Here is a 24,423-nt window from a genome sequence, read left to right as displayed (position 1 = left end):
AGGACGCGCGAAGGGCCGCACTCCGGGATTCCGGGGTGCGGCCCTTCGGCTCTGCTGCCTGCCTCGCGACTACTTGCGGATCAGGTTGCGGAGCACGTACTGCATGATGCCGCCGTTGCGGTAGTAGTCCGCCTCACCGGGGGTGTCGATGCGGACGACCGCGTCGAACTCCACACCGGTGTCGGTGGTCACCTTGACCGTGCGCGGCGTGGTGCCGTTGTTCAGCTCGGTCACGCCGGTGAAGGAGAAGGACTCCTCGCCGGTCAGGCCGAGGGACTCGGCGGTCGCGCCCTCCGGGAACTGGAGCGGGAGAACGCCCATGCCGATGAGGTTCGAGCGGTGGATGCGCTCGTAGGACTCGGCGATGACGGCCTTGACGCCGAGGAGCGCGGTGCCCTTGGCGGCCCAGTCGCGGGACGAGCCGGAGCCGTACTCCTTGCCCGCCAGGATGACCAGCGGGGTGCCGGCGGCCTGGTAGTTCTGCGAGGCGTCGTAGATGAACGACACGGGAGCGTCGGCCTGGGTGAAGTCGCGGGTGAAGCCACCCTCGGTGCCCGGGGCGATCTGGTTGCGCAGGCGGATGTTCGCGAAGGTGCCGCGGATCATGACCTCGTGGTTGCCTCGGCGCGAGCCGTAGGAGTTGAAGTCACGGCGCTCGACGCCGTGCTCCGTGAGGTACTTGCCCGCCGGGGTGTCGGCCTTGATGGCACCGGCCGGCGAGATGTGGTCCGTCGTCACCGAGTCGCCCAGCTTGGCGAGGACGCGGGCGCCCGTGATGTCGGCTACCGGGGTCGTCTCCATCGTCATGCCCTCGAAGTACGGGGGCTTGCGCACGTAGGTGGACTGCGGGTCCCACTCGAAGGTGTTGCCGGTCGGGATCGACAGCGCCTGCCACTGGGCGTCGCCCGCGAAGACGTCCTGGTAGGACTTGTTGAACATGTCCTCGCCGATGGAGTTGGCGACGACGTCGTTCACCTCGGCCTCGGTGGGCCAGATGTCGGTGAGGTAGACCGGCTTGCCGTCCTGGTCGATGCCCAGGGCGTCCTTGGTGATGTCCACCTTCATCGAACCGGCGATGGCGTACGCGACGACCAGCGGCGGGGACGCCAGGTAGTTCATCTTGACGTCGGGGTTGATCCGGCCCTCGAAGTTGCGGTTGCCGGAGAGCACCGAGGTCACGGCCAGGTCGTGCTCGTTGACCGCCTTGGAGACCTCCTCCGGCAGCGGGCCGGAGTTGCCGATGCAGGTGGTGCAGCCGTAGCCGACGAGGTTGAAGCCGACCTTGTCGAGGTACGGGGTCAGGCCCGCCTTGTCGAAGTAGTCGGTGACGACCTTGGAGCCCGGGGCGAGGGTGGTCTTGACCCACGGCTTGCGGGTCAGGCCCTTCTCGACCGCCTTCTTCGCCACGAGCGCCGCAGCGACCATGACGTAGGGGTTCGAGGTGTTGGTGCAGGAGGTGATCGCGGCGACGGTGACGGCGCCGTGGTCGATCTCGTACGTCGTGCCGTCGGGGGCCGTGACCGTGGTCGGGTTCGACGGGACGCCGTTGTGGGCGGCCGGGGAGTCGGAGGCCGGGAAGGACTCCTTGCCCGACTCCTCGTCGTCCAAGACGTAGTTGCGCACGTCCTGGGCGAACTGCGCCTTGGCGTTCGCGAGGATGATGCGGTCCTGCGGGCGCTTCGGGCCGGCGATCGACGGGACGACCGTCGACAGGTCCAGCTCCAGCTTCTCGGAGAAGTCCGGCTCGGCGGCCGGGTCGAGCCAGAGGCCCTGCTCCTTGGCGTACGCCTCGACGAGCGCGACCTGCTGCTCGTCACGGCCGGTCAGACGCAGGTACTTCAGCGTCTCGTCGTCGATCGGGAAGATCGCGGCGGTGGAGCCGAACTCCGGCGACATGTTGCCGATGGTGGCGCGGTTCGCGAGGGAGGTGGCGGCGACGCCCTCACCGTAGAACTCGACGAACTTGCCGACGACACCGTGCTTGCGGAGCATCTCGGTGATGGTCAGCACCAGGTCGGTGGCGGTGGTGCCGGCCGGGAGCTCGCCGGTCAGCTTGAAGCCGACGACGCGCGGGATGAGCATGGAGACCGGCTGGCCGAGCATCGCGGCCTCGGCCTCGATGCCACCGACGCCCCAGCCCAGCACACCGAGGCCGTTGACCATGGTGGTGTGCGAGTCGGTGCCGACGAGGGTGTCGGGGTACGCCTGGCCGCCCCGGACCATGACCGTACGGGCCAGGTGCTCGATGTTGACCTGGTGGACGATGCCGGTGCCCGGGGGGACGACCTTGAACTCGTCGAAGGCGGTCTGGCCCCAGCGCAGGAACTGGTAGCGCTCCTTGTTGCGGCCGTACTCCAGCTCGACGTTCTGCGCGAACGCGTCGTTGGTGCCGAACTTGTCGGCGATGACGGAGTGGTCGATGACCAGCTCGGCCGGGGCGAGGGGGTTGATCTTGGCCGGGTCGCCGCCCAGCTCCTTGACGGCCTCACGCATGGTGGCGAGGTCCACGACACACGGCACACCGGTGAAGTCCTGCATGATCACGCGGGCCGGCGTGAACTGGATCTCCTGGCTGGGCTGTGCCTGGGAGTCCCAGCCACCGAGCGCCCGGATGTGATCGGCGGTGATGTTCGCGCCGTCCTCGGTGCGGAGCAGGTTCTCCAGCAGCACCTTCAGGCTGTAAGGGAGGCGCGCGGAGCCCTCGACCTTGTCCAGCTTGAAGATCTCGTACGACTCGTCGCCCACGCGCAGCGTGCTGCGGGCGTCGAAGCTGTTCGCCGACACGACAGTCTCCTTCATCAATGTGCGCGTACTCCGCGCCGCGCCTCATTACGGCGGGCGCCGCGTGGTGCCGCCTACGGCCCCTCGACCATCCGCTAAGGTAAGGCTTAGTTAGGTAACCCTTACCGGCTGGCGGACTACGGTGCGCCTTCGGCATATATCTCGATGTCGAGATAACTCTAGTACATCACCGTCGCACGGTCATGCGCGGGCGCCACCGATCCCCCGCGCCGCGGTTCGGGCGGTGGCGATGAGCTCGCCGCGCCGCGCGGTGGCCGGGCGGATCAGTCCGGTCGGCGGGGCAGCTGCTCGTCGAGGTGGTCCGCGCTGTATCCGAGCTGTTCGGCGAGCGCCTGGTAGCGGACGCGCCGGGCGTCGGTGACGGGGACGTCGTACGCGAAGAGGATCTCCAGGAGCAGGCGGAAGCCCAGGTCCGGGTCCACGGTGGTGACCACGTCCTCCAGCACCCGCACCACGCCCCGCACCTCCTCCGCCGCGCTCCGCGTGGCCTCGCGGAGCTCCCGCAGCACGGCTTCCGCCAGGTCGATCCGGGCCGGGGACAGATAGGGCGTGTAGACGGGATCGACCTCAGCCAGGCGCTCCCGGCACGCCTGGGCGACCTGCTCCAGCCATGTCCGCCCGTCGGCGTCGAACGCCTCGTCGACGTAGGACCGCCCCGAGGCGGTCCGCCACAGCACGGTGACCGCCTCGTCGGACAGCGCGGAGTCCAGCAGCCGCCGCACGTCCTCCAGCAGCACCGCCGCGTACGAGCCCGGAGCGCATGCCCCGTCGCCTTCGATGACGCTCCGGATGTTCTCCGGCACGGTGCCCAGGTACTGCCAGTCCGTCCCATGGAACACGGCTGCGAGCAGCGGCAGACCGAAGCGCCCGAGCATGAAGTCGCGCCGGCCGGGGTCGACAGGGGGCCAGCACACGTTCAGCTCTTCGAAGACGGCGGTCCCGGGATACGCCAGCAGGTCGCCGATGCCCAGCAGCCGGTCGTACGGCTCCTTCCCGATCGGTACGGAGTACGCCTTCGCGGCCCGCAGGAACAGACGGAGTCCGAGGTCGGCGTCCGCCTCGCGCACGACCCGCAGAAGTGCCGGGACGATGTCCGGTACGGCGACGCCGCGTTCGAGTGCGGGCGCGGCCGACTCGATCTCCGCCGCGACGATCCCGCGCAGCTCCCCCTCCGGCACCCTCGGACGCGCCTTGTCGAGGACCTCCGCCTCGACCCGGCCCCGCTCCGCTGTGTGCGGCGGGCACACCTTCGCGACACCGCGCAGCCACGACCGGGTGTCCGTGCCCTCCTCGGCCGGGTCGAAGCACCGCCGTACGGCGGCCAGCCACACGGTGCGGAGCACCTCGTCCGGCAGCGGGGAGTCCAGCAGCAACCGGACGTCCCTGCCGAGCTGGTCGTCCTCGTCCTCCGCCTGCGCCCCGGCGAGGGCGAGCACCACGGCTGCGTCGGTGCGGAGCGTCGCCCGGGAGCACAGCGCGCCGGCGAAGCCGCTGAGCCCGAAGTCGTTCGCGTGGTCGTAGTAGTACAGCTCACGCATCCGCGTCACCATCGGCTTCCCCCTCAGCACCACCACCCCGTCCTTCACCACCCTGCCCTTCACCACCCTGTCACTCGCCACCCCGCCCCGCCGTCCAAGATCACCAAATGCAGAATGTCCGTATGCTGATAACGAATACGCCGAAAACGGCAACGGTCGACGACGCCCCGCAGATCAGCCGTTCCCTGGCCCTCGCCTTCGACGACGACCCGATGATGCGCTCGTTCTTCCCCGACGACTCCTCGCGCCAGGCGTCACTGGTCAGTTACTTCACCACGATCTTCACCCGGCAGTACGTCCACAGCAGCGTGTGCGAGCGCACCGAGTCCGCGGCGGCGTTCTGGGTGCCGCCGGAGGCGCAGGCCAAGGCCGTTCCGGACGCGGAGACCATCGGGGAGCTGCTGAACATCCTCGGCGACCGGGCCGGGCTGTTCAAGGACACCGTCGAGACGGCCGCCAAGCACACGCCCGAGGAACCGCACTGGTACCTGGCGTTGATCGGCGCCGACCCCGCCGCCCAGGGGCAGGGCCAGGGGGCCGCCCTGCTGCGCTCGGGGCTGGCCAAGGCCGACGCGGCGGGCCTGCCCGCCTACCTGGAGTCCTCCAAGGCCTCCAACCTCCCCTTCTACGAACACTTCGGCTTCACCGTGCGCGAGGAGGTCCGGCTGCCGCAGGACGGGCCGACGCTGTGGGCCATGTGGCGTGAGCCGCGCGGTCCGGTCAACGCCTGAGAACCGTCGGCGGATCCGGCCGGCCGCGGCTGGATCCGCCACCCCGGATGCGGTCAAGTCCGATGCCATATCTATGGTTTCGCCATGGCAGTCCCAGCGATCATCCCCATCGCCCACGAACCGGACTACCGCACCGACACCATCGGGCGGTACGCGGGCGGACAGTTCCTGGCCTCGATCACCTATGCCTTCCCGGACGGGTTCACGGCCGACGACGGCTGGGAGGAGCACAAGCGCCTCTACACCGTCCTCCACCGGTTCGACCACGAGGGCCGGCACATCGACTCGGACATCCGATGCGTCGGAACATACGCCGAGCAGCAACGACACCCGCAGGGCGAGGACTCCGTCATGGCGCGGGCACAGTCACGGATGACAGCGCTCCTCGACAGTCTTCCCGGGCGCGAGTACGGAGACATCGCGATCCGGCCCTTCCGGCTGACGGTCGACGGCGTGCTCTTCGGGCTGGTCGTCGAACGCCACGACGGCGGCGAGGACGAGTGCGACGAGGACGAGGACGACTGGGTCGAGCTCTACCCCGACCACCTCGGCTTCTACGCTCCCTGGGACGGCCTGTACGACACCTGACGTGCGGACCCGGACGACGGAGGAACATGAACGACGTGAGCGAGTTCAAGGACATCTCCCCGACCACCCTCGCCGATCTCCTGGGGCGCGGGCAGGTCATGGACATAGGCATCCGGCCGCTGTGGCCCTCGGTCCCCCGAGTCGCCGGCCCGGCGTTCACCGTGCGGTGCCCCCCGGGCGACAACCTCATGCTGCATGCGGCCATCCATCGCGCGGAGCCCGGCACCGTCATCGTCGTCGAGTCGGGTGACGTGGACCACGCGCTCGCGGGCGGCAACGTCTGTGCCGTCGCCCAACGCCGGGGCATCGCCGCGTTCGTGACCGACGGCGTGATCCGCGACCTCGCCGAGGTGCGCGAGATGGGCTTCCCCGTCTTCGCCAGGGGCGTCATCCCGATCCCCGGAACCAAGAAGGCCGTCGGTCCGCTCAACGTCCCTGTGCGGTGCGGCGGGGTGGACGTGGACGCCGGCGACATCGTGGTGGCGGACGAAGAGGGCATCGTGGTCGTTCCCCGCGCCGGGCACGAGCAGGTGCTCCTCGACGCGCGGACGAAGGCGGCGAAGGAGGCCGGCGAATCCCTCGACGCGTGGGAGGCGGCGCATCGCGCCCGCATCGACAGCATCCTGCGCGGCGGCGGCTTCGAGGACTGACCACCGCAAGACGACGGCCGTACGGCGACGGCCGGGACACGACGGCCAAGAGACGACGTCCGGGACACCGGCCTCCGGAGGCTGGTGTCCCGGACGTCCTTCGTCGCCCGTACCCGTACGGACGCACACCGCGCGCGGTCGCGGCGATCCGGGTGGACCATGGAACGCACGACCCGCACCGGAACCCGCGCTTTTCATACAGGCCTGACCTGCAACTGCCGTGCCGACACGCCCGAGCGTCACCCGAACACCACACCCCGGCACGGGTCCCATCTCATATCTGAGATAGCCTTTCGCCATGTCAGACGATTACCTCGTACGTATCGGCAAGCTCATCCGTGACGCCCGTCAACATCGGGGCTGGACACAGAGTCAGCTCGCCGAGGCGCTCGCCACCAGCCAGAGCGCCGTGAACCGCATCGAGCGCGGCAATCAAAACATCAGTCTTGAGATGATCGCGCGCATCGGTGAGGCACTCGACAGCGAGATCGTGTCGCTCGGCTACGCCGGGCCCATGCACCTGCGGGTGGTCGGCGGCCGCCGGCTCTCGGGCTCCATCGACGTCAAGACGAGCAAGAACGCGTGCGTGGCACTGCTCTGCGCCTCGTTGCTCAACAAGGGCCGTACGGTGCTGCGCCGCGTGGCCCGGATCGAAGAGGTCTACCGCCTCCTGGAGGTGCTGAACTCCATCGGCGTGCGAGCCCGGTGGATCAACGAGGGAACCGATCTGGAGATCGTCCCGCCCGCCCGGCTGAACATGGACGCCATCGACGCGGACGCCGCCCGCCGGACCCGTTCCATCATCATGTTCCTCGGCCCGCTGCTGCACCGCATGGACCGCTTCAAGCTCCCGTACGCGGGCGGCTGCGACCTCGGTACGCGGACCATCGAGCCGCACATGATCGCGCTGCGCCGCTTCGGTCTGGAGATCGCCGCGACCGAGGGCATCTACCACGCCCAGGTCGACCACTCGGTCACCCCCGGCCGCCCCATAGTGCTGACCGAGCGCGGCGACACCGTCACCGAGAACGCGCTGCTGGCCGCCGCCCGGCACGACGGCACGACCGTCATCCGCAACGCGTCCTCCAACTACATGGTCCAGGACCTCTGCTTCTTCCTGGAGGCACTGGGCATACGCGTGGACGGCATCGGCACGACCACACTGACCGTGCACGGAGTTCCGCACATCGACGTGGACGTCGACTACTCCCCGTCCGAGGACCCGGTCGAGGCGATGAGCCTCCTCGCCGCAGCCGTGGTGACGGAGTCCGAACTGACGATACGCCGGGTGCCGATCGAGTTCCTGGAGATCGAGCTCGCGGTCCTTGAGGAGATGGGCGTCGACTGCGACCGTACGACGGAGTACACCGCAGACAACGGCCGTACCCGGCTGGTCGACCTCAAGGTCCGGCCCTCCAAACTGGAGGCGCCGATCGACAAGATCCACCCCATGCCGTTCCCCGGGCTCAACATCGACAATGTGCCCTTCTTCGCGGCGATCGCCGCCTCGGCCCACGGCCAGACCCTCATCCACGACTGGGTCTACGACAACCGGGCCATCTACCTCACCGACCTGAACCGCCTCGGCGGCAGGCTCCAACTCCTGGACCCGCACCGGGTGCTGGTCGAGGGCCCGACCCGGTGGCGCGCCGCCGAGATGATGTGCCCGCCCGCACTGCGGCCCGCGGTGGTGGTGCTGCTCGCCATGATGGCGGCGGAGGGCACGTCCGTACTGCGCAACGTGTATGTGATCAACCGCGGTTACGAGGAGCTGGCGGAGCGCCTCAACTCCGTGGGGGCGCAGATCGAGATCTTCCGGGACATCTGAGACACGACTGCCGCCGCACCTCGCCTGACCTGCATGCGGGGTGAAGAGCGGGCGTGCGGCGGCACCTCTGGGACTTCTCTGGGACCTTGGAGCCTCGTTCCGCCCCGGCCCTCACTATGATGTTGTCCTGCGCGACCTCCTCGACGAACGGGCCGGCAACGGTGACGGCACCGTTGACCCGCAGGAAGACAAGCATGGCGCGCCGAGCGGTGCACACCTGGTTCCACTCGTCACAGAGGAACTCGGCGTCCCAACGGCTCTCCCCGGCCTCCACCAGCAGTTGGCGCCACTCACGCAGAGCCTGTGTGTCATCGATCCTGCGCTTGGCGTTCCCCGGGTCGGCCTCGCTGACCACGTGTGTCGCCAACTGGTCGACATGCAGGATGTCGACGCGGGCGAGCAGTTGCGGCCCGCCGAGCGAGAGAAGGCGGGTGCGCAGGTCTGCGGCGAGGTTCTTGTTGAAGGTGGTGAAGAGCACCGGCTTGTTGTGGCCGGGGGGCCGTTTCTCCACGAGGTGTTTCACCCGGTGCAGGGCGACGATCGTCTTTCCTGTTGCGGGTCCGCCGCTCACCCGGGCGGACCCGGAGTGCGTGCGTCCCACAAGCCGTTCCTGGGTGGGGTGGAGGAACACCTTCCACCGGCCGAAGTCGCCCTCCTCGATGATGCCGCGCAGGGACTCGTCATCGGTGATCACCACGGCCTGCGAGCGGTCCGCCGCCGCCCGCCAGTTCTCGCTATCGGCACTCTTGGGCGATTCCTCGGACGCGACCGCGACCGGCGCGGTCACCTCGTCCATGACCTGTTGGTACGGGACTCCGTCCCGCAGCCGCAGCAGCACCTCTCCGGTGTGCCGCGGAGCGTACTCGGCGAGTCCGAGCAGCTCGTCGTCCGTGGTGAGCTTGAGAGCGATCGGGATCAGCGGCTCGGCCACGCCCAGGTCGGCCAACTGTTTCGCGGTGTACGCGGAGAACAGCGGAGCATCGGCGGCGGCGGCTTCCGAAGCCAGCTTCTCCGCGTGCTCCCCGGATCCCTCCGCGCCGAGGACATCCTCCTCCACCACCTGGAGATCCACGTACTCGATCGCACCCGTGATCTGGTTGATGCCGTAGGCGAACCGGTCGAGGTTGCGGTGGACGTGCCCGCGGTGTTTGACCGAGACCAGCAGCCAGTCGTTGCCGCCGAGCCGCACCAGCAGCGCCCGGTACTCACGGTTGACGCGCGCCGACCACAGCTGCTCGTGGCCCTTCAGCGGCTTGAGGTCGAAGCCCGGCGCCTCGGGGTTCTTGCGGAACTCGTGCTGGAATCGTAGACCGCCCCGACGATCGCCCGGTCCAGCTTGACGATCTCCTTGTCCGCCTTGTCGAGCAGGCGGAGGGTCGCGCCCGCGTTCGGCCCGCCGGTGCTGGTCATCGGTCCTGCTCCTCGTCGTCGTTCGCGGCCGGTCGGCCGTCTGCTTCGGGGATCCGGGTCAGGGCGGCCGCGAGTTCCCCGGCGTCCCACTCCACCGCGGTCCGTACGGTCCACCCCGCTGCCGCGTACGCGCTGTCGCGGTCCCGTGCCTCGGCGCGTGCGGCTTCGTCCTCCTCGGGAGCGAGGACGACTCCGACGCGGTGGGCGGGCCAGGCCAGTTCGGCGGGCCAGGCGGCTTCGCCGAGCTCGAATCCGGCCTCGGGAGCGGGCACGGCGGAGCGCACCAGCGCCTCGACCAGCTCGGCCAGCCCGGGCTCCTCCACCAGGTAGTCGACGACTTCGTCCCACGCCGGATCGCGCACGGCTCCCGCGGCCGAGGCCGCAGGCCGCGCGTCGTCCCAGGTCAGCTGGAAGACCTGCCAGCCATGGCCGGTGCGCAGCCCGTCCGCTTGTCGGCGTCGGACGCGATGCGGTTGTGGTCGGGGCTCGCGTGGTAGCGGTAGCCGTCCAGATAGACGGCGACGCGCTTGCGGTCGTCGTCCAGGCTGCGGAAGACGACGTCGGGCACGGTGAACCCGAGGTCGGTCTGCGTTCCCATGCGCCAGCCGCTGACCGTGCCGTCCGGGGCCGTGAACCGCAGCGTGGTGTCGCGCTCGCCGTCGGGCGTCTGCGCGGTGCGCACGCTCACGCCGTCGAAGCCCTCGGCCCAGGCGAGGAGCCCCCGGCGGAACAGTGCCTCCAGCTCACTCTCGACCTGCTGCACGAGGCTGATGTCTCGCGTCGTGCCGGTCTCCTCGATGCTCCATGCGTCGCCGGTGCGGCCGAAGAGTTCGCCGAGCATGTCCGGGGCGTGCTCGCGCGAGACCAGTTCGTACTCGCCGCCGTCGACGTATCGCAGCAGGCAGCGGTGGCATGCGGGACGGTCCTCCCCGCCGCAACTGCACTGCTCGATGATCTGGCGGGCCCGGGTCAGGACGTCGTGCAGCCCGTCGGGTCCCGCGAGCCGGTGGAGATAGCCGGTGCCGCCGGGCAGGGAGTCGTACAGCACGAGGAAGTGCTGCGGACGTCGCTGCCGGGCTCGGGCATCGAGTCGGTAACCACGGCCAGGTCGTCGGGGTCGCCGCCGTAGCTCTGGGCGATGCCTGCGAGGAGCAGCGCCTTGAACGAGGCCAGCCGGTCCTCGGTGTAGGCGGTGACCGCGGGAATGAGGATGCGCAGCGCCTCGCTGCGCAGCTCGTGCGCGAGCAGCAGCTTCACAATCTTCCGGGACATCTGAGGGCCTTCGGGAACCAACGTCGCTCCCCCTCCTGGCTCTCACATGAGCGAGCCAGGAGGGTCTCGCCGATGTCTGTGGGACTTGTCCGGGAGTCCAGTCAGAGGTCTGGGCGGATCTTGCCACCGACGTGCGCGATGCGAAGCTTGCTGTCTTCCCCGACGGGGCGAAAGTGGATTCGGCCGGCGCCCGGGGTGAAGCGGGCGTGGAGGTGGAACGTCTCCCACTGCCCGTCCAGGTCTTCGAACCGGCATACGCGCTTGCGCGTCTCGCCCTCCGGAGTCACCTTGCTCCGCCATTCCGGCTCATGCGCCGTGGCAGGGTCCCATGCGGCGGCTGCGGCATCCAGCCGCTCCAGGCAACGTCGCACGGGCACGACCCAGCGCGCATCGAGGTTGCTGAACTGAGCCTCAGTACGGGGCAGGAACTGGAGGCTCGGGTAGAGGTCGGCCCTGCGTTCCCAGATCTGGCGGCCGGTCACTGCCCGGGCCAGGCTCCACGCCCGGATCCAGCCGAGGTGTTCCTCTACGTGCGGCAGGGCCGAGATATGCCGTACGTCGACCGTCTCGTGCTCGAACTCCAAGGAGCCGTCGTCGAGTTCGACGAGTTCGCTGCGTTCGATACTGACTTCGGACGTCTGCCACTCACGGGAGACCGGAAGGCTGACCGCGACAGCATCCATGAAGTGCGCGGCGCCCAGGGCCTGGACTTCTTCTCCCCCGTGGCGGTAGTCGAGATGGCCGTCCGCATCCGGTTCCGGAAAGACGCTGCGGACCGGGGACCTGTTCCGCAGGCCGAGGAGACGCTGCCAGCGGACATGATTCTTCGGGCTGGCCCCGATCCACTTGCCGACCGGATAGCCCTCGGCGATTTCCAGTGACTTGAGCGCGACCTCGCTGACCAGAGAAGTCTCACCCGGGTCCTCCTTGGCGACGGCGCGCACGGCGTCGACGAGGTCGGCCATCGCCGCATCGGCGCGGTCCGGGTCACAGGTAACGCCGCAGGACTTCTCGTTTAGGAACAACAGAGGCACGCTTCCCCCCTCAACTGTTGGTTGCTCTTCGTCAGTCCAGCAACTGATCCAGTGAGTTCTCCCACTCGTCGAAGAACCCTTCTGGCCACTGGGCCAGCATGCCGTCCTCGTCGACCCGAGGGCTGATGACCTCTGCACCCGAGCCGTTGCCTTTGAAGAAGTGGATGAGGGCCTCGTCCGGCTGTAGGTCTCCCCGTTTGACGGCAAGGCGGACTCCGTTGAGGACGTGGTCGCTGTGGGTCTCGACAATCATTTGCGCCCCGGTAGCAGCGGCCGCCGAGATCAGTGCCGCCATCCTGCTCTGCCCCTTGGGGTGGAGATGGGCCTCGGGATTCTCCAGCAGGATCAGGCTCTCGGGAGTGGCGGTGAGACAGGCGACCACGATCGGCAGGGCGTAGGTGAGGCCGAAGCCGACATTGGTGGGGCGGCGACGCCGGGTGGCGTTGATACCGGCGGTGCCACCGAAGCCGTAGGAGAGACGGACGAAGTCGGTGCCCTCGATCGCGGAAGCCTGGAGGTTCACACCGGGGCAGAGTTCCTGCATCCAGGCGACCGTCTGGTCGAGGAGCTGAGGGGAGACCGCGCCCGGATGGCGCAGTGGCCCCTCGGGGACCTCTCTCTCGGTGAAGTGGCGCAGGTAGTTGACCGTGTGTTCGCCCCGGACTCCGAGGAACCCGCGGTCGATGGCTACCTGCCGTGATCGCGGGTAAGTGACGGCCGGCGTGATGCGATCGGCGTGCAGGTACTGGAACGGCGTGTCGAGCAACTGGGGGAGCTCCGGCGACACCCGCACCTCCATCACGTCTTCGTCGGGCTGCTCCGCGTCGTACAACGCGGCGACGCGGACCGCGTCACCCCCTTCGACAACGAGACCCACCACAGGCGCCTGGGTGGCCAGCAGGTCGTCGGCGGGACCGAAGTCGTCGTGCAGGACGTCGCGTGCGGTTCCCAACTCCACCAGCTCGCCGTTGAGCAGCAGCCCCCCTCGGGGGGCCGTCGCCCGGTCGGGCCCGAACGACTGGCGAAGCAGGGCGAGGGACTGGACGACACTGCTCTTGCCGGAGGAGTTCAGTCCGGTGAGAAGGGTCAAGGGGCCCATGGGGAGTTCGAGGCGGCGGAACGCCTTGAAGTTGACCAGGGTGAGCCGAGTGATCACTGTCAGGCGTCTCCGTGTTCGAGGAGGTCTTCGAAGAGTTCCTGTACGGCTTCGAACCGTTTCCGTACCTTCTTGGGGTCTCCGGTGGCCACGGAGATGGACCGTTCGAACTCGGTGTCCTCCATGAGGTCCGCGAACAGGCCCAGCACGTCCAACTGCCTCAGCACGTCATGCTGGGGCGGGGCGAGCCCGGCCAGATTCACCGCGATGGTCTCGAACAGGGCTTTGTTGATGGGGGACTTGCGCTGCTGCCCCGGCCGGTACTTGCGGAAGGCGTGAACGCCGAAGATCGCCTGGGCCGCGTCCATGGCGTGGGTGAACTCGTTCCGCAGCTGCGCCTCTTCCGCGGGTACGAAGCGGTTGATGCGGTGCATGGCCTGGCCCAGGAACCCGTCGAAGTCGCCGTTCTGGTATCCGTCCGGAGGTGTGAGCCGGAACGCCAGGAAGCGAAGCACCATCTCCCGGTCGGCCATCCGGTCCCCGACCACGCTGTAGCCGGTGGCGCTGCGAAACTCCTCGGACTCGGCGAGTTCCGCGAGGAAGGTTCTGGAGCGGCCCGGGATGAGCGCGTGCCGAATCTCCTGGCGGGTGAGCGGTTCACCGCCGGTGTTGATACGGGCGAAGACGTTGAACATGACCGGTTCGGGGGTGCCGCGCCTGATGACGTGGACGACGACCTCGGTCTCGCGCAGCCGGATCTGAAGCTTGCCGGAGAGGTCGTGGAAGCCCGCCCCCACAAAATTACGCAGGTACTCCAGCCCCTTCAGTGTCAACGGTGCGGCGTTCACCGTCTCCGCGTCGAAGAAGCGAGCGATGGAGGTGAGGCGTTGAATGCCGTCCACGATGGCCCAGCTGCCGTCCTTTTGCTCGGCGGCGTAGAAGGACGGGATGGGAATGCGCAGAAGCAGCGACTCGATCAGGCGGCTCTGCTTCTCGTCCGTCCAGATACCGGCCCGGCGCTGGAAGTCGGGCGCGAGGTCGATCATCTCGTTGCGGAGCCGGGAGATCAGCAGGTCGACCGTGGTCGTGCGGGTATCGATGTCGATGTGCTCGGGGTCGAAAGGCGAAGTGATCTCGTCGACACCGCCCTCGGTGGCCTCCCGCTCGACGTCGGTGGGCTGCCCGTCGGATGCGGTCTCCCGACCGAAGAGCTCGTCCAGGGTAGGGGGCTCCCCCGGCACCTCCTGGTAACGCTCGTAGACCGACCGCTGGTCCCGCGTGCGCCTCTGGCTGCTGTCCTCCAGCGCGGCCATGTCGTCCGTCGCCCTCGCCCTCGTGTCGTGCCGGATCACTCCGTCCTGACTCCTCACCCTACCGGCCGTGATCCCGCGGTGACGGCTGGACGACCGGCGCAGGAGAGGCAGGACGGGGGCGGTGCCGTGGGACTCGGTTCGCCGCCCGCCGTCTCGGATCCCGTGGCAGTGGACGAACGGCCGGTGAGGAGCTCCGTACCCCGGCTCAGGGCCTCACGAAGAGGCGACCAGACCGCAGCGGCACCGGCCAGGCCCGCCACCGCCAGCAGGTGCGATACCTCTCCCCCACCCGGGAAGAGGAAGGCTCCGGCGAGAAGTCCCGCAGCTACCGCGAGCCTGCCCGCACCGGCCAGCAACCGACTCCTCAGCGGCTCCGCCAGAGAACCTGACCCTTCGGGTTCCGGGGTGTTCGCGAGGAGGCGGGGGTCGACGATGACCAGGCTGTCCCGCCGGGCGCGCGCGACAGCTGTGCCGGAGAGCGTCGGCGACCAGCCGGGACAGGTCAAGCTCTGCGGCGGAGCGGTGCACGCCGTCACCGAGGAGGTAGCGCTGATTGCCCTCGTCGAGGGCCGTGATCAGGCGTTCCGTGGTTTCCCACAGGCTCTCGCGAACAGCATGCGGCATCGTGCGGGCTCCATGTCGGGCATGGGCCCGCAGGGCTTTGCAGAGGCGCCGGAACTGCTTGCCGTGGGCATCCAGCGCGGAGTCCTGCGGTCTGCTCCGGACCGGGATGAGCAACCCTTCCAGAAAGTGGATCGCCTCCACCGTGACGGCCCCGGCCGGGTCGGAGACCGTAGTGGCCCGATCGTCAGCAGCCATGAGCGCGATAGAGACACTGGCGAACCCAGTCACTGCGGCGAACATCCAGAACGGACTGCCCTCCTCGGTCCGGGCGAACGCATTCGCCCACCAGAGGGGGAGCCAGGCAAGCAGGAGAGGCACCGCTTGGAGCAGTACGGACCCACACCGACCGGCGGCGATACGGTGCCACCGGTCGACGACTTCCCCCTTGTCCGGCCACCCTTCCGCCGGTACACCCTGCCGCCTCAACTCCTCGAGTAGTACCTCGACCCTCTTCTCGCAGGCGCCGAGCCGGATGCGGCTCATGCCGGGAATCCGGTCTCGCCCTGGTGGACGCCCTGCGCGCCATCCACGGCGCGGGGCTGCTTCACCGGGACCTCAAGCCGGGCAAACTGGTTCCCCATCAGCGCATCGAGGCCTTCCGGCTGAGCGGCCCCGATCGATACCGCCAGGAGGAACAGCGAGCCCGTTCCCTGCTCTTCGTGGCAGCGACCAGGGCACGAGACGAGCTGATCGTCACCTGGCACGGCCGAGCAAGCCGTTACCTACCCCGGCATGCCGACCGCGACGCCGGCCGTGCGTCGTCCCTGTTGCGGGACGACGGTCCGCCTTCGTGTTCGAACGCGGCCTGACACCGTCACAAGGCCGCCTGGCTCTGCTGGGACATCTGAGACGCGGAGGCGACGACGACCCGGCGTCCCGCGGACGACGGTCGTCGTCACGGCCACTCCCGGACGTGACGGAGGGCCTGTCTCCTCATCTCATCCGAGGTCGGACAGCAGATCGTTCAGCACAGCCTCCTCCTCCACCCGCACACCCGCCTCCTGCAACGCGTCCGGCAGACCGGGATCCCACGGGGCGTCGGCCCGGGCCCCGGTGAGGGGCGGGCCGGCGGGCAGCGTGTGCACGGCGGCGCGGTAGTCGGCCGCGGTGTAGCGCCACGGGCTCCAGGGAACCCGCCGCAGCAGGGCGGCGGCGATACGCAGACCTCCCCAGTCGAAGTCGCCGTGGTAGTGGAAGCGGCTGCCCTGCGTGTGAAGATGGCTCAGGAGGACGAGAGCGGCGGCGGACGGCTGCCCCTGGAGGCAGACCAGAGGCGCGCACCGCGTGCCGTACGTGTCGGCTGCCGCGGCAAGCACGGCCGGGTTCTCGCAGATCCGAACCGTCGGCGGCGCCGAGCGAGGCGGGCAACGGGTCAGCTGCCGCAGAGTGAGCACGGCGGGCTCGCCCGCGTCAGCCATCCAGTCCAGGGCCGGAGTCCCCCGCAGATTCAGGGCGAGCACGGTCGAGGACAGCTCGTCACGCAGCAGTCCCACCGACGCCCACACCTCGCGCCGCCCCTGCGCACCGCTTGCGTCGGGGATCCCGGTCAGCGCCCGGATGCCGGAAAGGGCGAGCGTGCAGAGCGGAGTCCCGTCGTCGAGCGCGTGCGCACTGCCCAGGAGCCGGGAGGAGAACGCGGGAAGCGACACCGGTGGCTCCACCGGGAGGGCTCTCACGACGGTGGCGGCCCGGCCGAGCAGGTCGGCCGCTGCGGTGGGTGTACCGGCGAGGCGCCGTACCAGCCCGTCGTTCCGGAGCCGTTCGGCCCAGCCCCGGAGGGCGGGGACCTCGTCCGCCAGGGCGTCGACCGGAGCGTACGCCTGTGCCCAGGCCCGCTGCTCCTCGGCACGCGCCTGGCCGAGGAGGGTGACCGGCCCGGTGAGCGCCACCACGGCCGCGGCCAGTCCCGCCGGGCTGATGCCGGAGCGGCGCAGCAGTTCGTCCACCGCGTCGAGTCGCACGGACAAGGACCGCCCGCCGCCCGGTGCGCGCCCCAACAGCCTTTCTGCCGCTTCCCGTTGGTCCGCCGTGGGCGAGCCCAGCGATACCGGGCCGGTGAGCGGCCGCCCGCGCTCCAGGCGTCGGCGCGCACGGTCGACCAGCCAGCCGAGGCCGGGTGCGCCGAGGAGTCTGCGCAGCCGTACGTCGTCGACCGTCACCGCCGTCGTGGGGGTCAGTTCCACAGCGGCTCCGACGCGTCGGCCGCCTCGGCCCGGGGTGCGGGAACCGCGTGCTCGTGCCCCACCGGGTCCGGACCGCGCCGCCTTCGCGTGCCGTCCCACTCCCACCGGGTGACGAGCACGGCCGCGACCTCGTCGATCCGCGACAGCTGGGCGATGGCGATGCCGGGCACCTGCGGGTAACAGGCCCACTCGCGCTCACTCGTCATCACGACGTCGAGGTCGAAGGCGTGCAACAGGCCCAGACACTTGGCGCGGGAGTCGTCGTCCACCCCGGCGAACGCCTCGTCGAGGGTGACCAGGCGCGGTGCGTACGGGCTGCCCGCACTCGCGTAGTGGGAGGATGCGGCAGCGAACAGCGGCACCGACACGGCCAGCACCCGCTCGCCGCCGGAGGCGGGTCCCGTGGCCGGGGTCCAGCGGCCCTGCTGGTGCCGTTCGACGCCGAACTCGTGCCAGGTCCGGTAGTCGAGTGCGGCGGTGAGATGGTCCAGCCAGCTGCCCGAGGCGTCGTCGGTGTGCTGGCGGGCGATCTGCTCCTGTAGGAACTCGCCGACGGCCGTGCGGTCCTCGGCGGTCCAGACGTCGGCCGACCGGCGCAGCCGCTCCCTGGCCGGGGCGAGCCCGGCGGGGGCCTTGCGGGATGCCCGCCACACCAGCCTCAGTCGCATGCCGGTGGAGGTCGGCCGCTCCTCCAGTTCGACGTTCATGTCCCGCACCTGCCGCTCGGCCGCGCCGATCAGCTCCTGGAGCGTCCCTGCGACCTCCGTGACCAGATGGGTCTCCAGGATCTCCCGCTCCCGTGCGGACAGGATGCGGGCCAGTTCGCCGACCTCGACAGCCAGTGCCGCGGCCAGGTCCGGTACGGCTCGTTCGCGGCCCTGGTAGGTGATGTCGACGACCATGCCGTCCTCCACCATCCGGGCGGAGGCTCGGTGCCCGTGCCGGGACAGGGTGTCCTGGAGGGCCTTGAACTCCTCGCTGAGCCGGCGTTGCACCCGTTCCCAGGCGCTGTCGGAGTCGTCGGTGGCGGACAGTGCCGCGTCGATGGCGCGGGCCAGCGCGATGGCAGGGGTGGCGGCCCACGCGCCGCCGTCCACGGCGGGCACCTCGATGTCGGGCACCGCCACGGCCATCAGCCCGGTACCGGTGAACCGCTGGAGTGCGGCAATGGCTTCCGTACGCGCCTCGGCCGCCTCCCGGAGCCCTTCGTGCAGCTGCTCGATGCGGCCTTCGGCCTTGCTCGCCGCCCGGTCGGCTTCGGCATGGCGCCGGTGGGCGGCCCGCTGCTCGCTCTCGCACGTGCGCGACGCCTCCGCGGTCTGCGCCAGCAGGCGCTGGAGTTCGTCGACGGCGGCGCCGACCGTGGAACGCAAGGTGCTGAAGCGTTCGTCGGCCGCTGCCGCCTCGCTCTCCGCCTCCTTCGCGCGCTCCGTGAGGTCTGCGGCACGCTCGGCGGCCTGCCCGGCCTCGGTACGCTCGTCCGCGACCTGGCCGACGGCCTCACCGCGTTCACGCAGGGCGGGCCAGAGGGCGGCCAACACCGCGGCGAGGGCGCCGAGTGCGTCACGCACTGCCGTCAGCCCTTCCTCGTCGGCCGGCATCCTCAGGTCCTCGGCGGTCCGCGCGAGATCCGCCGCAGCCGACTCGCTCCGCTCGGTCGCCTCCAGGAGGGCGGCGGCCCGCTCCTCGCACCGTTCACCGGTCCGGCGCAGGGAGTCTGCGGCGGCTGCCACCCGCGCGTGTGCGCGAGTGAGGGCGGTCTCGTCCGGTACGTCCGCCACCTCTGCGTCCAGCACCCCGCGGCGGGCGGCCACCGTGCCGGCCAGATCCGCGAGGGTCTCCAGTTCGCCCTGCACGACGTCGAGTTCGCTGCGGATGACGTCCATGCGGGACCGCCGGGCAGCCTCCCGCGCGCCCTCACCGATGTACTCGGCGGTGGCTTTGCCCCACCGGCCGGTCAGCGCGCCGACCCGGAAGCGTCCGTCGACCGCGGCCCAGGTTCCGGCTTCGCCCTCCGGCCCCGCTTCCCCACTGGCACCACCCTGCTCACCGCCCACCGCACCGGCTCCCCGCCCGGCGCCGATCGCGGCGAGCAGTCGGGCCACGGTCTCTTCGCCCACGGCCGCGGCCCCGGCGTCCCCGTGGTCCACGGCCGGGCGCAGCAGGTGCGCGAGCGACGCGCCCCGTACCGGTGCTCCGGCCGGAGCGAGCAGCACCTCGTGGGTATCGGCGGTGAGAACCGCGCCGCTGGGCAGCACCCAGGCGTCCAGCATCCCGGACGCCTCCAAGGCGGCTTCCAGACCGGCTCGTTCCTCTTCGCAGAGCCCGCTCTCGAAGTCCACCAGCCGCCACAGGGGGGCGCCCGTCAGCCGCTCGCGCAGACCGGGGGTGCGTGTGCGCGGCGGCTGCGGCGGACGTCGCCCGCCAGCCTCCAGCGCGGTCAGTTCCTGCCGCAGCCCGTCGGCCTGTCCGGTGAGCTCGGCCCGGCGCCGGCCGGCGGCGGCAGCCTGCTCGGCCAGCAGCGCGGACGCGGCGCTGTGGGCGCGCGCGGCCTCGGCCCGCGCCGGGTACGGGCCATGGAGACGGCCCACCCATTCCTGGAGTTCGTCCAGCAGGCCGGGCTCATCCGCATAGGCGAGTTCGGTCCAGCCACGGGCGCGGGTGCGGACTTCGTCCAGCAGCGCCCGTCCGGCGTGCACCACGTCGTCCTCGGCCAGACTGAGCTCAGCCGCGGCCTCGGACCGGTCGGCATCGGCTTCGTCCAGTCGGACGGCCCGCATGCGCCGTTCCTCCGAGGCGCGGGCGGCGGTCCGGGCGAGGCTCGTCACATGGGTGTGCGCACGCCGGCCCCGCTCCACGGACTCCTCGACGGCGCTGCGCAGTTCACTCGGGGCGAGTCCGTCGTCCGGCAGGTCGTCCCCCGGCAGGACGACCCGGGCGGCGGCCGCGGCCTCGCCCGCCTGCCGATAGGTGTCCTGGGCGTGCCGGTCAACCGCTCGCAGCCGGTTCTCGGCGGCGCCGAGCCGCTCCAGGCCCTTGTGGTGCAGCCTCACCGCTTGGTCCCGGTCGCTCCGCGCGCGCTCTGCCGCACGCGCCGTGCGCTCCACCTCGTGGTGTGCCTGCTCAAGGTTTCTGGCGCTGCGCATCTCGGGGCTTTCCCGCAGGGCCGCGTCCTGGGCGCGCAGCCGGTTCTGCTGCTCCTCCAGCATCGCGGTGAGCTCGGCTGCCGCCTGTCGCTCCTCCTCGGCTCCGGCCTGCTGTGCCTGTGCCTCGGCGAGGTCCCGTTGGCGTTGCTCGTAGCGGGAGTGCTCGGCGCGTGGCAGCCGGGCGCGGCGGCGGGTTGCGATGCGTGCGTAGCGCCGGTAGTGCTCCAGGAAGCCGGCGGCGGCACGCTCCGCGGCGGAGGCGGCCGCCAGTTCGGTCTTCTCCTCGTCGAGTGAGCGGAACGCCTCGGCCACGTCGGCGATCACGGCCTGGTCCACCGGTGGCAGGGCCTCGGTGAGTGCGCGGGAAAGGGCTGCCTCGTTGGGGCGCTTGGACAGTTGAGGCTGGCGCAGCTGGACGAGCAGGTCGACCAGGGCGCCGTATCGCTGTTCGCCGAGCCCGAAGAGGGCCTCGTCCACGGCTCTGCGGTAGGTCTTGGCCTGGTCGTACACCATGCCGTGGCCGGCGACGGCTTCGACCAGGCGGTCCCTGGAGAGGGCCGTGCCGGTGGCGTCGACCAGGCTGAGGAACCCCTCCACGGGTGTACCGGGTCCGTGCTGGACGCGCTGGTCGGTGACCGCGTACCAGTGGCGGGCGATCCCGCGGCCGCTCACCGCCTTCAGTCCGCACAGCAGCGTACGGAAGTGGCTCTCCCCGGTGCTCGCGTCGAGTCTGCCGAACTCGATCCAGGTGTAGCCGAGGCGCTCGGTGTGCGGGTGCTCACCGCCGAGGAGGAGGTTCCATTCCATCCGCTTGCCGGGGTCACCGTCCGGTTCCACCCGTCGCGGGCTCAGGTCGCCGTCGAGCAGGAAGGGCAGTGTGAGCGCGAGCACCTTGGACTTGCCGGTGCCGTTGTTGCCTCGCAGCAGCAGTCGTCCGTCACGGAAGTGGAATTCCTCCACGTCGTAGTGGAAGAGGTCGACGAGCCCGATCCGCAGGGGCTGCCAGCGGGTGCGGAGGGGCTCGGGAAGCGGGTGGGTCACGCCTGACCGGCCTTTCGCTGTGCCGGCATGCGCGCGCTGCCGGGTGTGCCTGGTTCGAGTACGACGGGTTCGCCGACCGCGTAGCGGGCCAGCGCGGGGCGGGGTTCGGCCCCGTCGGCGGTCCGAGAGACCAGACCGAGGGCGGCGAGCCGGGCTACGGCCTGCTCGACGAGCTCGGCCTCCATGCCCGGCTCCCGCGCGGCCTTGGACCAGAACGTGCCGTGCACGAGAGCGAGTTCCCGCACCCGCTGGGTGAGCTGGTGGGTGGTGACGGACCGGCCCGCCCCCGCCAGGTACTCGGCGAGGAGCAGCGTGATGTGGCCGTGGGTGCCCTGCTCGGGCATCCGTACGTCGGTGAGGTCGTCCTCGGGGTCGACCATGGCGATGCCTTCGGCCCGGATCTCGGGCACCAGGCCGGTCAGCTCGGCCACCCGGGCCGTGAGGAACCCCCGCTGCCTGGTGAGATAGCTGAGTTCGGCGTCGCTCAGCTCGTCGTAGTAGAGCACCGGGTCGTCCAGAAGTCGGCGGGTGAGTGCGTGCCGCATCTCGCGGAAGCGGAGCTCCTCGCTGTCGAGGGCGGTTTCGGTGACGAGCTGCGCCAACCGGTCGGCGGTGGCCTCGGCCTGCACGGTGGAGGGCCCACGACGTGTCGCGAGCAGCCCCGCCAGTACCCGGCGTTCGACGTCGTAGAGCACGTCGCCCGCCCCGTTCACGTACGCGTCCTCGTCTCCGGCGACCCGGCGCAGCACGCCGAGACCGAGCAGGAGCCGCACGACGGCCGCGAGGTCGAGGCGCTCGTCCCGGCGGTCGAGGGTGAAGTGGATGCCCGACGCGACCAGCCCGGGATCGGTGGCATCGAGGACGACCTGGTCGGCGAGACGGCCGAGAGCGATCTGGGACTCGCCGCGCTCCAGGGCTGCCAGGGCCAGACAGAGCAGGACGTAGCGGCGACGGGTGAAGGGGGTGGCGGTGCGGGTCGCCTCGCGTGCGGGGTGTGTGGAGTCGTGGAGCACGCCGGGGATCTTGCGCAGCCGCGCGGTCTCGGCGTCCACGTGGAGCGGCCAGCCGGTGTTGCGGTCGAACCACTCGCGGAGTTCGGAGGCGTGCCGTCGCACGAGCCGGAACTCATCCGCGTGCTTGCCGTGGGAGAGGAGGAGTGGCTGTTTCAGCAGGGCGCGGGCGGCCTTGCGGAGCTCAGCGGCGTGCTGCCCGTCGAGCACTTCGGCCGGTGGCGTGGTCATCGTCCGCTTCCTCCGTGCATCGGCCCGTCGCCGTCGGTCAGGTCGACGATCTCGATGAGGTGATCGGGCCCGTGGAACGTCCCCGACGGCGTACGGATCTTCGCCGCCGGTCCATCGGCCAGAGCGCTGAGCCTGATCTCCATCGAGCCGTCGTTGCTGGTGGCCACGGTGTGCCGCATACCGGGTCGCCAGGTGGCCAACGCGTCACCGAGCAGTTGGAGGAAGAGCCCGAAGGACACCGGGTCGAGCTCGCCGAGTTCGGACAGTCTGACCGCTCCGTCGGTGACGAGGCGGTCGCGGGCAGCGGCGGTCTCGGCTACCTGCTTGGCCGCCACCTCGGCGAGGTGGCGACGCCGATCGCGGCGGTCCTCGACCTTGCGGGGCTTGCCCCGCCGCTCGTAGCTTCCGGTGCGGCGCAGCTGAGGGCTGATCCGCAGCGGCTCCGCGGCGGCCCAGGGGGTCGCGGCGGGCACCGGTGCAGCCAGGCGGGCAGCCAGAGTGTCCGCGTCGGCCGTGAGGTGCCGGGCGGGGTGGAGCCCGAAGGCCGCCCGCCACAGCTGGTGCCGCGACGCGTCGTCGGGGGCCTCGGCGAACCAGCGGGCGAGTGTGCGGAAGTCGGCGGAACGGTCCGACCGGCCGGCCCTGCGTTCCCCCAGCACACGGACGACGGCCAGCATCTGCGGAATGGCTCCCAGGGCACGGCCACGCAGCAGTCTGGCCTGCGACTCGCGTCCGTTCCGGCTGAGAAACCACACCGCGAGCCCGTCCCAGCGTCCGGACCAGTGGGCGTATGCCTTCTGTGCGGCACGCTCCGCGTCCTCGGGCGCGGCGTCAGCCGCCTCCCGCCCGGCGGCGGCCCTGAGCAGGACCTCGATCCTGCCCGAATCCTCCAGCTCCAGGATGAGCTGGGCGATGCGTCCGCCCAAGGTGATCAGGTCCTGGATGAAGCGCTCCAGATACTGGATGAGGCGGTCCTTGTAGGCGAGGAAGACGGCTTCCTCCACCTCGTGCAGATCAATGGTGCGCTGCAACGAACTCATGAATGCGCGCGCGTTGTCGGCGAGAGCGGCGAACCGGCTGGCGACCGCGTCGAACGCGAGGTACGTCTTGCCGGAATCCGGCTGCTCGTCGGCGGTGAGCACGAGAAGGGCCCGCAGCTGCGTGACGATGTCGTGCAGAGCGATGGCCTGGAGGGCGCCCCGCCGCCCGAGCGCCTCGTCATAGGCGGCAAGGGCTTCCTCGGCCGCCTCCCCGGCCCGGGTCAGCTGGTAGATGAAGCGTTTGCGATAGAAATCCTCGACGGCGCTGACCCGCCCGGTGTCGGGGTCGGCCCTCAGATTCCCCCACTCGACCAGCTTGTCCAGTGCCTTGACGACCCCGTCGAGCTCACCCGGCCGCACCTCCCCGGGCAGTGCGGCGTACACGTCCTCGGGACGCAGATGCACGGCGAAGTGTTCCTTGGCCATGACGAACGCCCGCATCACCTGACGATAGAGGGCGGTGTTCTGCACGGTGAGGTGGGCGAAGGGACTGAACCCGTCGGGCCCGGAGCCTGGAGTGGTGGTGCTGATCATCACCCGCTATTGTGCCGTGGCTGCGGCGCTCCCGGACAGGAACCAGAGCACTTGTCCGGTTAATGCCGGTATAGAGAGTGCCCGATCTCGCCGTTCCGACTCGCCACTCGTGCCGCAGTCCGGGTACCGCTTCCGGTACGGCCTCCTGCTTCCAGGCTCTCGCCCTGCTTGCCGTCGCTGAGGACAGCCGTCCCGGTCGGATTCTCGGCTGGTGGTGCCGGCTGCGCTGCGCCGTAGGTCGCTTCCGATGACGCACGTTTGACGCTCTCCGCATCGCCCCGTGCGCGCCCGTCTCTCGCCGTCTTTGAGCGCAGCCACCCACCGGATGCAGGTGCCCCAGCCGTGCGGGCGC

The 24,423-nt window shown here is 70.2% G+C and carries 20 protein-coding genes; 6 read left to right on the top strand and 14 right to left on the bottom strand.

Features of this window, described 5'->3' with window-relative positions; all coding sequences use genetic code 11:
* Window positions 1-69 precede the first annotated feature (69 nt).
* Together acnA and OG611_RS32180 are read right to left on the bottom strand one after the other, a co-directional pair.
* Window positions 70-2,784, bottom strand: coding sequence for an aconitate hydratase AcnA (gene acnA / locus OG611_RS32185; protein ID WP_323180287.1), 2,715 nt, complete (start codon window positions 2,782-2,784; stop codon window positions 70-72).
* A 281-nt stretch (window positions 2,785-3,065) separates the two neighbouring features.
* Complete coding sequence (locus OG611_RS32180; RefSeq protein ID WP_266428248.1) at window positions 3,066-4,421, bottom strand: hypothetical protein; 1,356 nt, start codon at window positions 4,419-4,421, stop codon at window positions 3,066-3,068.
* Window positions 4,422-4,462: 41 nt separating this feature from the next.
* Between OG611_RS32180 and OG611_RS32175 the strand changes: the two genes are divergently transcribed.
* From OG611_RS32175 to OG611_RS32160, 4 genes are all read left to right on the top strand, one after another.
* Complete coding sequence (locus tag OG611_RS32175; protein WP_266428245.1) at window positions 4,463-5,071, top strand: GNAT family N-acetyltransferase; 609 nt, start codon at window positions 4,463-4,465, stop codon at window positions 5,069-5,071.
* 84 nt (window positions 5,072-5,155) lie between these two features.
* Entirely contained in the window at window positions 5,156-5,659 is a 504-nt protein-coding gene (locus tag OG611_RS32170) for a hypothetical protein (RefSeq protein WP_266428243.1), read from the top strand.
* Window positions 5,660-5,685: 26 nt separating this feature from the next.
* A complete protein-coding gene (locus OG611_RS32165; RefSeq protein ID WP_266428240.1) occupies window positions 5,686-6,309 on the top strand; it encodes an RraA family protein in 624 nt (207 codons plus the stop codon).
* 298 nt (window positions 6,310-6,607) lie between these two features.
* Complete coding sequence (locus OG611_RS32160) at window positions 6,608-8,137, top strand: UDP-N-acetylglucosamine 1-carboxyvinyltransferase (RefSeq protein WP_266428237.1); 1,530 nt, start codon at window positions 6,608-6,610, stop codon at window positions 8,135-8,137.
* Here OG611_RS32160 and OG611_RS32155 read toward each other — a convergent pair.
* The 8 genes from OG611_RS32155 to OG611_RS32120 all read right to left on the bottom strand — a co-directional run bounded on the left by OG611_RS32155 (window position 8,094) and on the right by OG611_RS32120 (window position 14,301).
* Complete coding sequence (locus tag OG611_RS32155; RefSeq protein WP_266428236.1) at window positions 8,094-9,326, bottom strand: UvrD-helicase domain-containing protein; 1,233 nt, start codon at window positions 9,324-9,326, stop codon at window positions 8,094-8,096. The two genes, OG611_RS32160 and OG611_RS32155, sit on opposite strands and share 44 nt — an antisense overlap.
* 56 nt (window positions 9,327-9,382) lie before the next feature.
* Complete coding sequence (locus tag OG611_RS32150) at window positions 9,383-9,547, bottom strand: hypothetical protein (RefSeq protein ID WP_266428234.1); 165 nt, start codon at window positions 9,545-9,547, stop codon at window positions 9,383-9,385.
* Window positions 9,544-9,909: a hypothetical protein gene (locus tag OG611_RS32145; RefSeq protein ID WP_266428231.1), complete on the bottom strand. Its 366-nt coding sequence runs from the start codon at window positions 9,907-9,909 to the stop codon at window positions 9,544-9,546. Before OG611_RS32145 ends, OG611_RS32150 begins: the two co-directional genes overlap by 4 nt.
* A 41-nt stretch (window positions 9,910-9,950) precedes the next feature.
* The gene (locus OG611_RS32140) at window positions 9,951-10,595 is read right to left on the bottom strand and encodes a DUF1998 domain-containing protein (protein WP_266428228.1); all 645 of its coding nucleotides are present in this window, start codon (window positions 10,593-10,595) and stop codon (window positions 9,951-9,953) included.
* Window positions 10,517-10,819 carry a hypothetical protein gene (locus OG611_RS32135; protein WP_266428225.1) on the bottom strand — a complete coding sequence of 101 codons (303 nt, stop codon included), beginning with the start codon at window positions 10,817-10,819 and terminating at the stop codon, window positions 10,517-10,519. The genes OG611_RS32140 and OG611_RS32135 overlap by 79 nt, the downstream gene beginning before the upstream one ends.
* 101 nt (window positions 10,820-10,920) lie before the next feature.
* Entirely contained in the window at window positions 10,921-11,853 is a 933-nt protein-coding gene (locus OG611_RS32130; protein ID WP_266428223.1) for a hypothetical protein, read from the bottom strand.
* A gap of 31 nt (window positions 11,854-11,884) precedes the next feature.
* The gene (locus tag OG611_RS32125; protein WP_266428220.1) at window positions 11,885-13,009 is read right to left on the bottom strand and encodes a DUF3696 domain-containing protein; all 1,125 of its coding nucleotides are present in this window, start codon (window positions 13,007-13,009) and stop codon (window positions 11,885-11,887) included.
* A gap of 2 nt (window positions 13,010-13,011) precedes the next feature.
* Window positions 13,012-14,301, bottom strand: a complete 1,290-nt coding sequence (locus tag OG611_RS32120; protein ID WP_266428218.1) for a DUF262 domain-containing protein — start codon at window positions 14,299-14,301, stop codon at window positions 13,012-13,014.
* A 393-nt stretch (window positions 14,302-14,694) separates the two neighbouring features.
* On the opposite strand from OG611_RS32120, the gene OG611_RS32115 reads away from it, so the two are divergent.
* Both OG611_RS32115 and OG611_RS32110 read left to right on the top strand, forming a co-directional pair.
* The gene (locus OG611_RS32115; protein ID WP_266428215.1) at window positions 14,695-15,324 is read left to right on the top strand and encodes a hypothetical protein; all 630 of its coding nucleotides are present in this window, start codon (window positions 14,695-14,697) and stop codon (window positions 15,322-15,324) included.
* Window positions 15,325-15,392: 68 nt separating this feature from the next.
* Window positions 15,393-15,695: a hypothetical protein gene (locus OG611_RS32110; RefSeq protein WP_266428212.1), complete on the top strand. Its 303-nt coding sequence runs from the start codon at window positions 15,393-15,395 to the stop codon at window positions 15,693-15,695.
* 129 nt (window positions 15,696-15,824) lie between these two features.
* Here OG611_RS32110 and OG611_RS32105 read toward each other — a convergent pair whose 3' ends face one another.
* The 4 genes from OG611_RS32105 to OG611_RS32090 are packed head-to-tail and all read right to left on the bottom strand — an operon-like array spanning window position 15,825 to window position 24,071.
* The gene (locus OG611_RS32105; RefSeq protein ID WP_266428209.1) at window positions 15,825-17,069 is read right to left on the bottom strand and encodes a TIGR02679 family protein; all 1,245 of its coding nucleotides are present in this window, start codon (window positions 17,067-17,069) and stop codon (window positions 15,825-15,827) included.
* On the bottom strand, window positions 17,060-21,256 hold the full coding sequence (locus OG611_RS32100; protein ID WP_266428206.1) for a TIGR02680 family protein: 4,197 nt from the start codon (window positions 21,254-21,256) through the stop codon (window positions 17,060-17,062). Before OG611_RS32100 ends, OG611_RS32105 begins: the two co-directional genes overlap by 10 nt.
* Entirely contained in the window at window positions 21,253-22,497 is a 1,245-nt protein-coding gene (locus tag OG611_RS32095; protein ID WP_266428204.1) for a TIGR02678 family protein, read from the bottom strand. The genes OG611_RS32100 and OG611_RS32095 overlap by 4 nt, the downstream gene beginning before the upstream one ends.
* Window positions 22,494-24,071: a TIGR02677 family protein gene (locus OG611_RS32090; protein ID WP_266428202.1), complete on the bottom strand. Its 1,578-nt coding sequence runs from the start codon at window positions 24,069-24,071 to the stop codon at window positions 22,494-22,496. Before OG611_RS32090 ends, OG611_RS32095 begins: the two co-directional genes overlap by 4 nt.
* Window positions 24,072-24,423: the final 352 nt, after the last annotated feature.

It is taken from the genome of Streptomyces sp. NBC_01363 (assembly GCF_026340595.1).
Classification (GTDB): domain Bacteria; phylum Actinomycetota; class Actinomycetes; order Streptomycetales; family Streptomycetaceae; genus Streptomyces.
This window is presented reverse-complemented; position numbering and strand designations above follow the sequence as displayed.

Bases quoted from the DNA above. Each gene is read 5' to 3' on its own strand.
- OG611_RS32175 (WP_266428245.1), top strand. From the start codon at position 4,463: ATGCTGATAACGAATACGCCGAAAACGGCAACGGTCGACGACGCCCCG.
- OG611_RS32135 (WP_266428225.1), bottom strand. From the start codon at position 10,819: ATGTCCCGGAAGATTGTGAAGCTGCTGCTCGCGCACGAGCTGCGCAGC.
- OG611_RS32170 (WP_266428243.1), top strand. From the start codon at position 5,156: ATGGCAGTCCCAGCGATCATCCCCATCGCCCACGAACCGGACTACCGC.
- OG611_RS32095 (WP_266428204.1), bottom strand. From the start codon at position 22,497: ATGACCACGCCACCGGCCGAAGTGCTCGACGGGCAGCACGCCGCTGAG.
- OG611_RS32090 (WP_266428202.1), bottom strand. From the start codon at position 24,071: ATGATCAGCACCACCACTCCAGGCTCCGGGCCCGACGGGTTCAGTCCC.
- OG611_RS32150 (WP_266428234.1), bottom strand. From the start codon at position 9,547: ATGACCAGCACCGGCGGGCCGAACGCGGGCGCGACCCTCCGCCTGCTC.
- OG611_RS32115 (WP_266428215.1), top strand. From the start codon at position 14,695: ATGACCAGGCTGTCCCGCCGGGCGCGCGCGACAGCTGTGCCGGAGAGC.
- OG611_RS32160 (WP_266428237.1), top strand. From the start codon at position 6,608: ATGTCAGACGATTACCTCGTACGTATCGGCAAGCTCATCCGTGACGCC.
- OG611_RS32165 (WP_266428240.1), top strand. From the start codon at position 5,686: ATGAACGACGTGAGCGAGTTCAAGGACATCTCCCCGACCACCCTCGCC.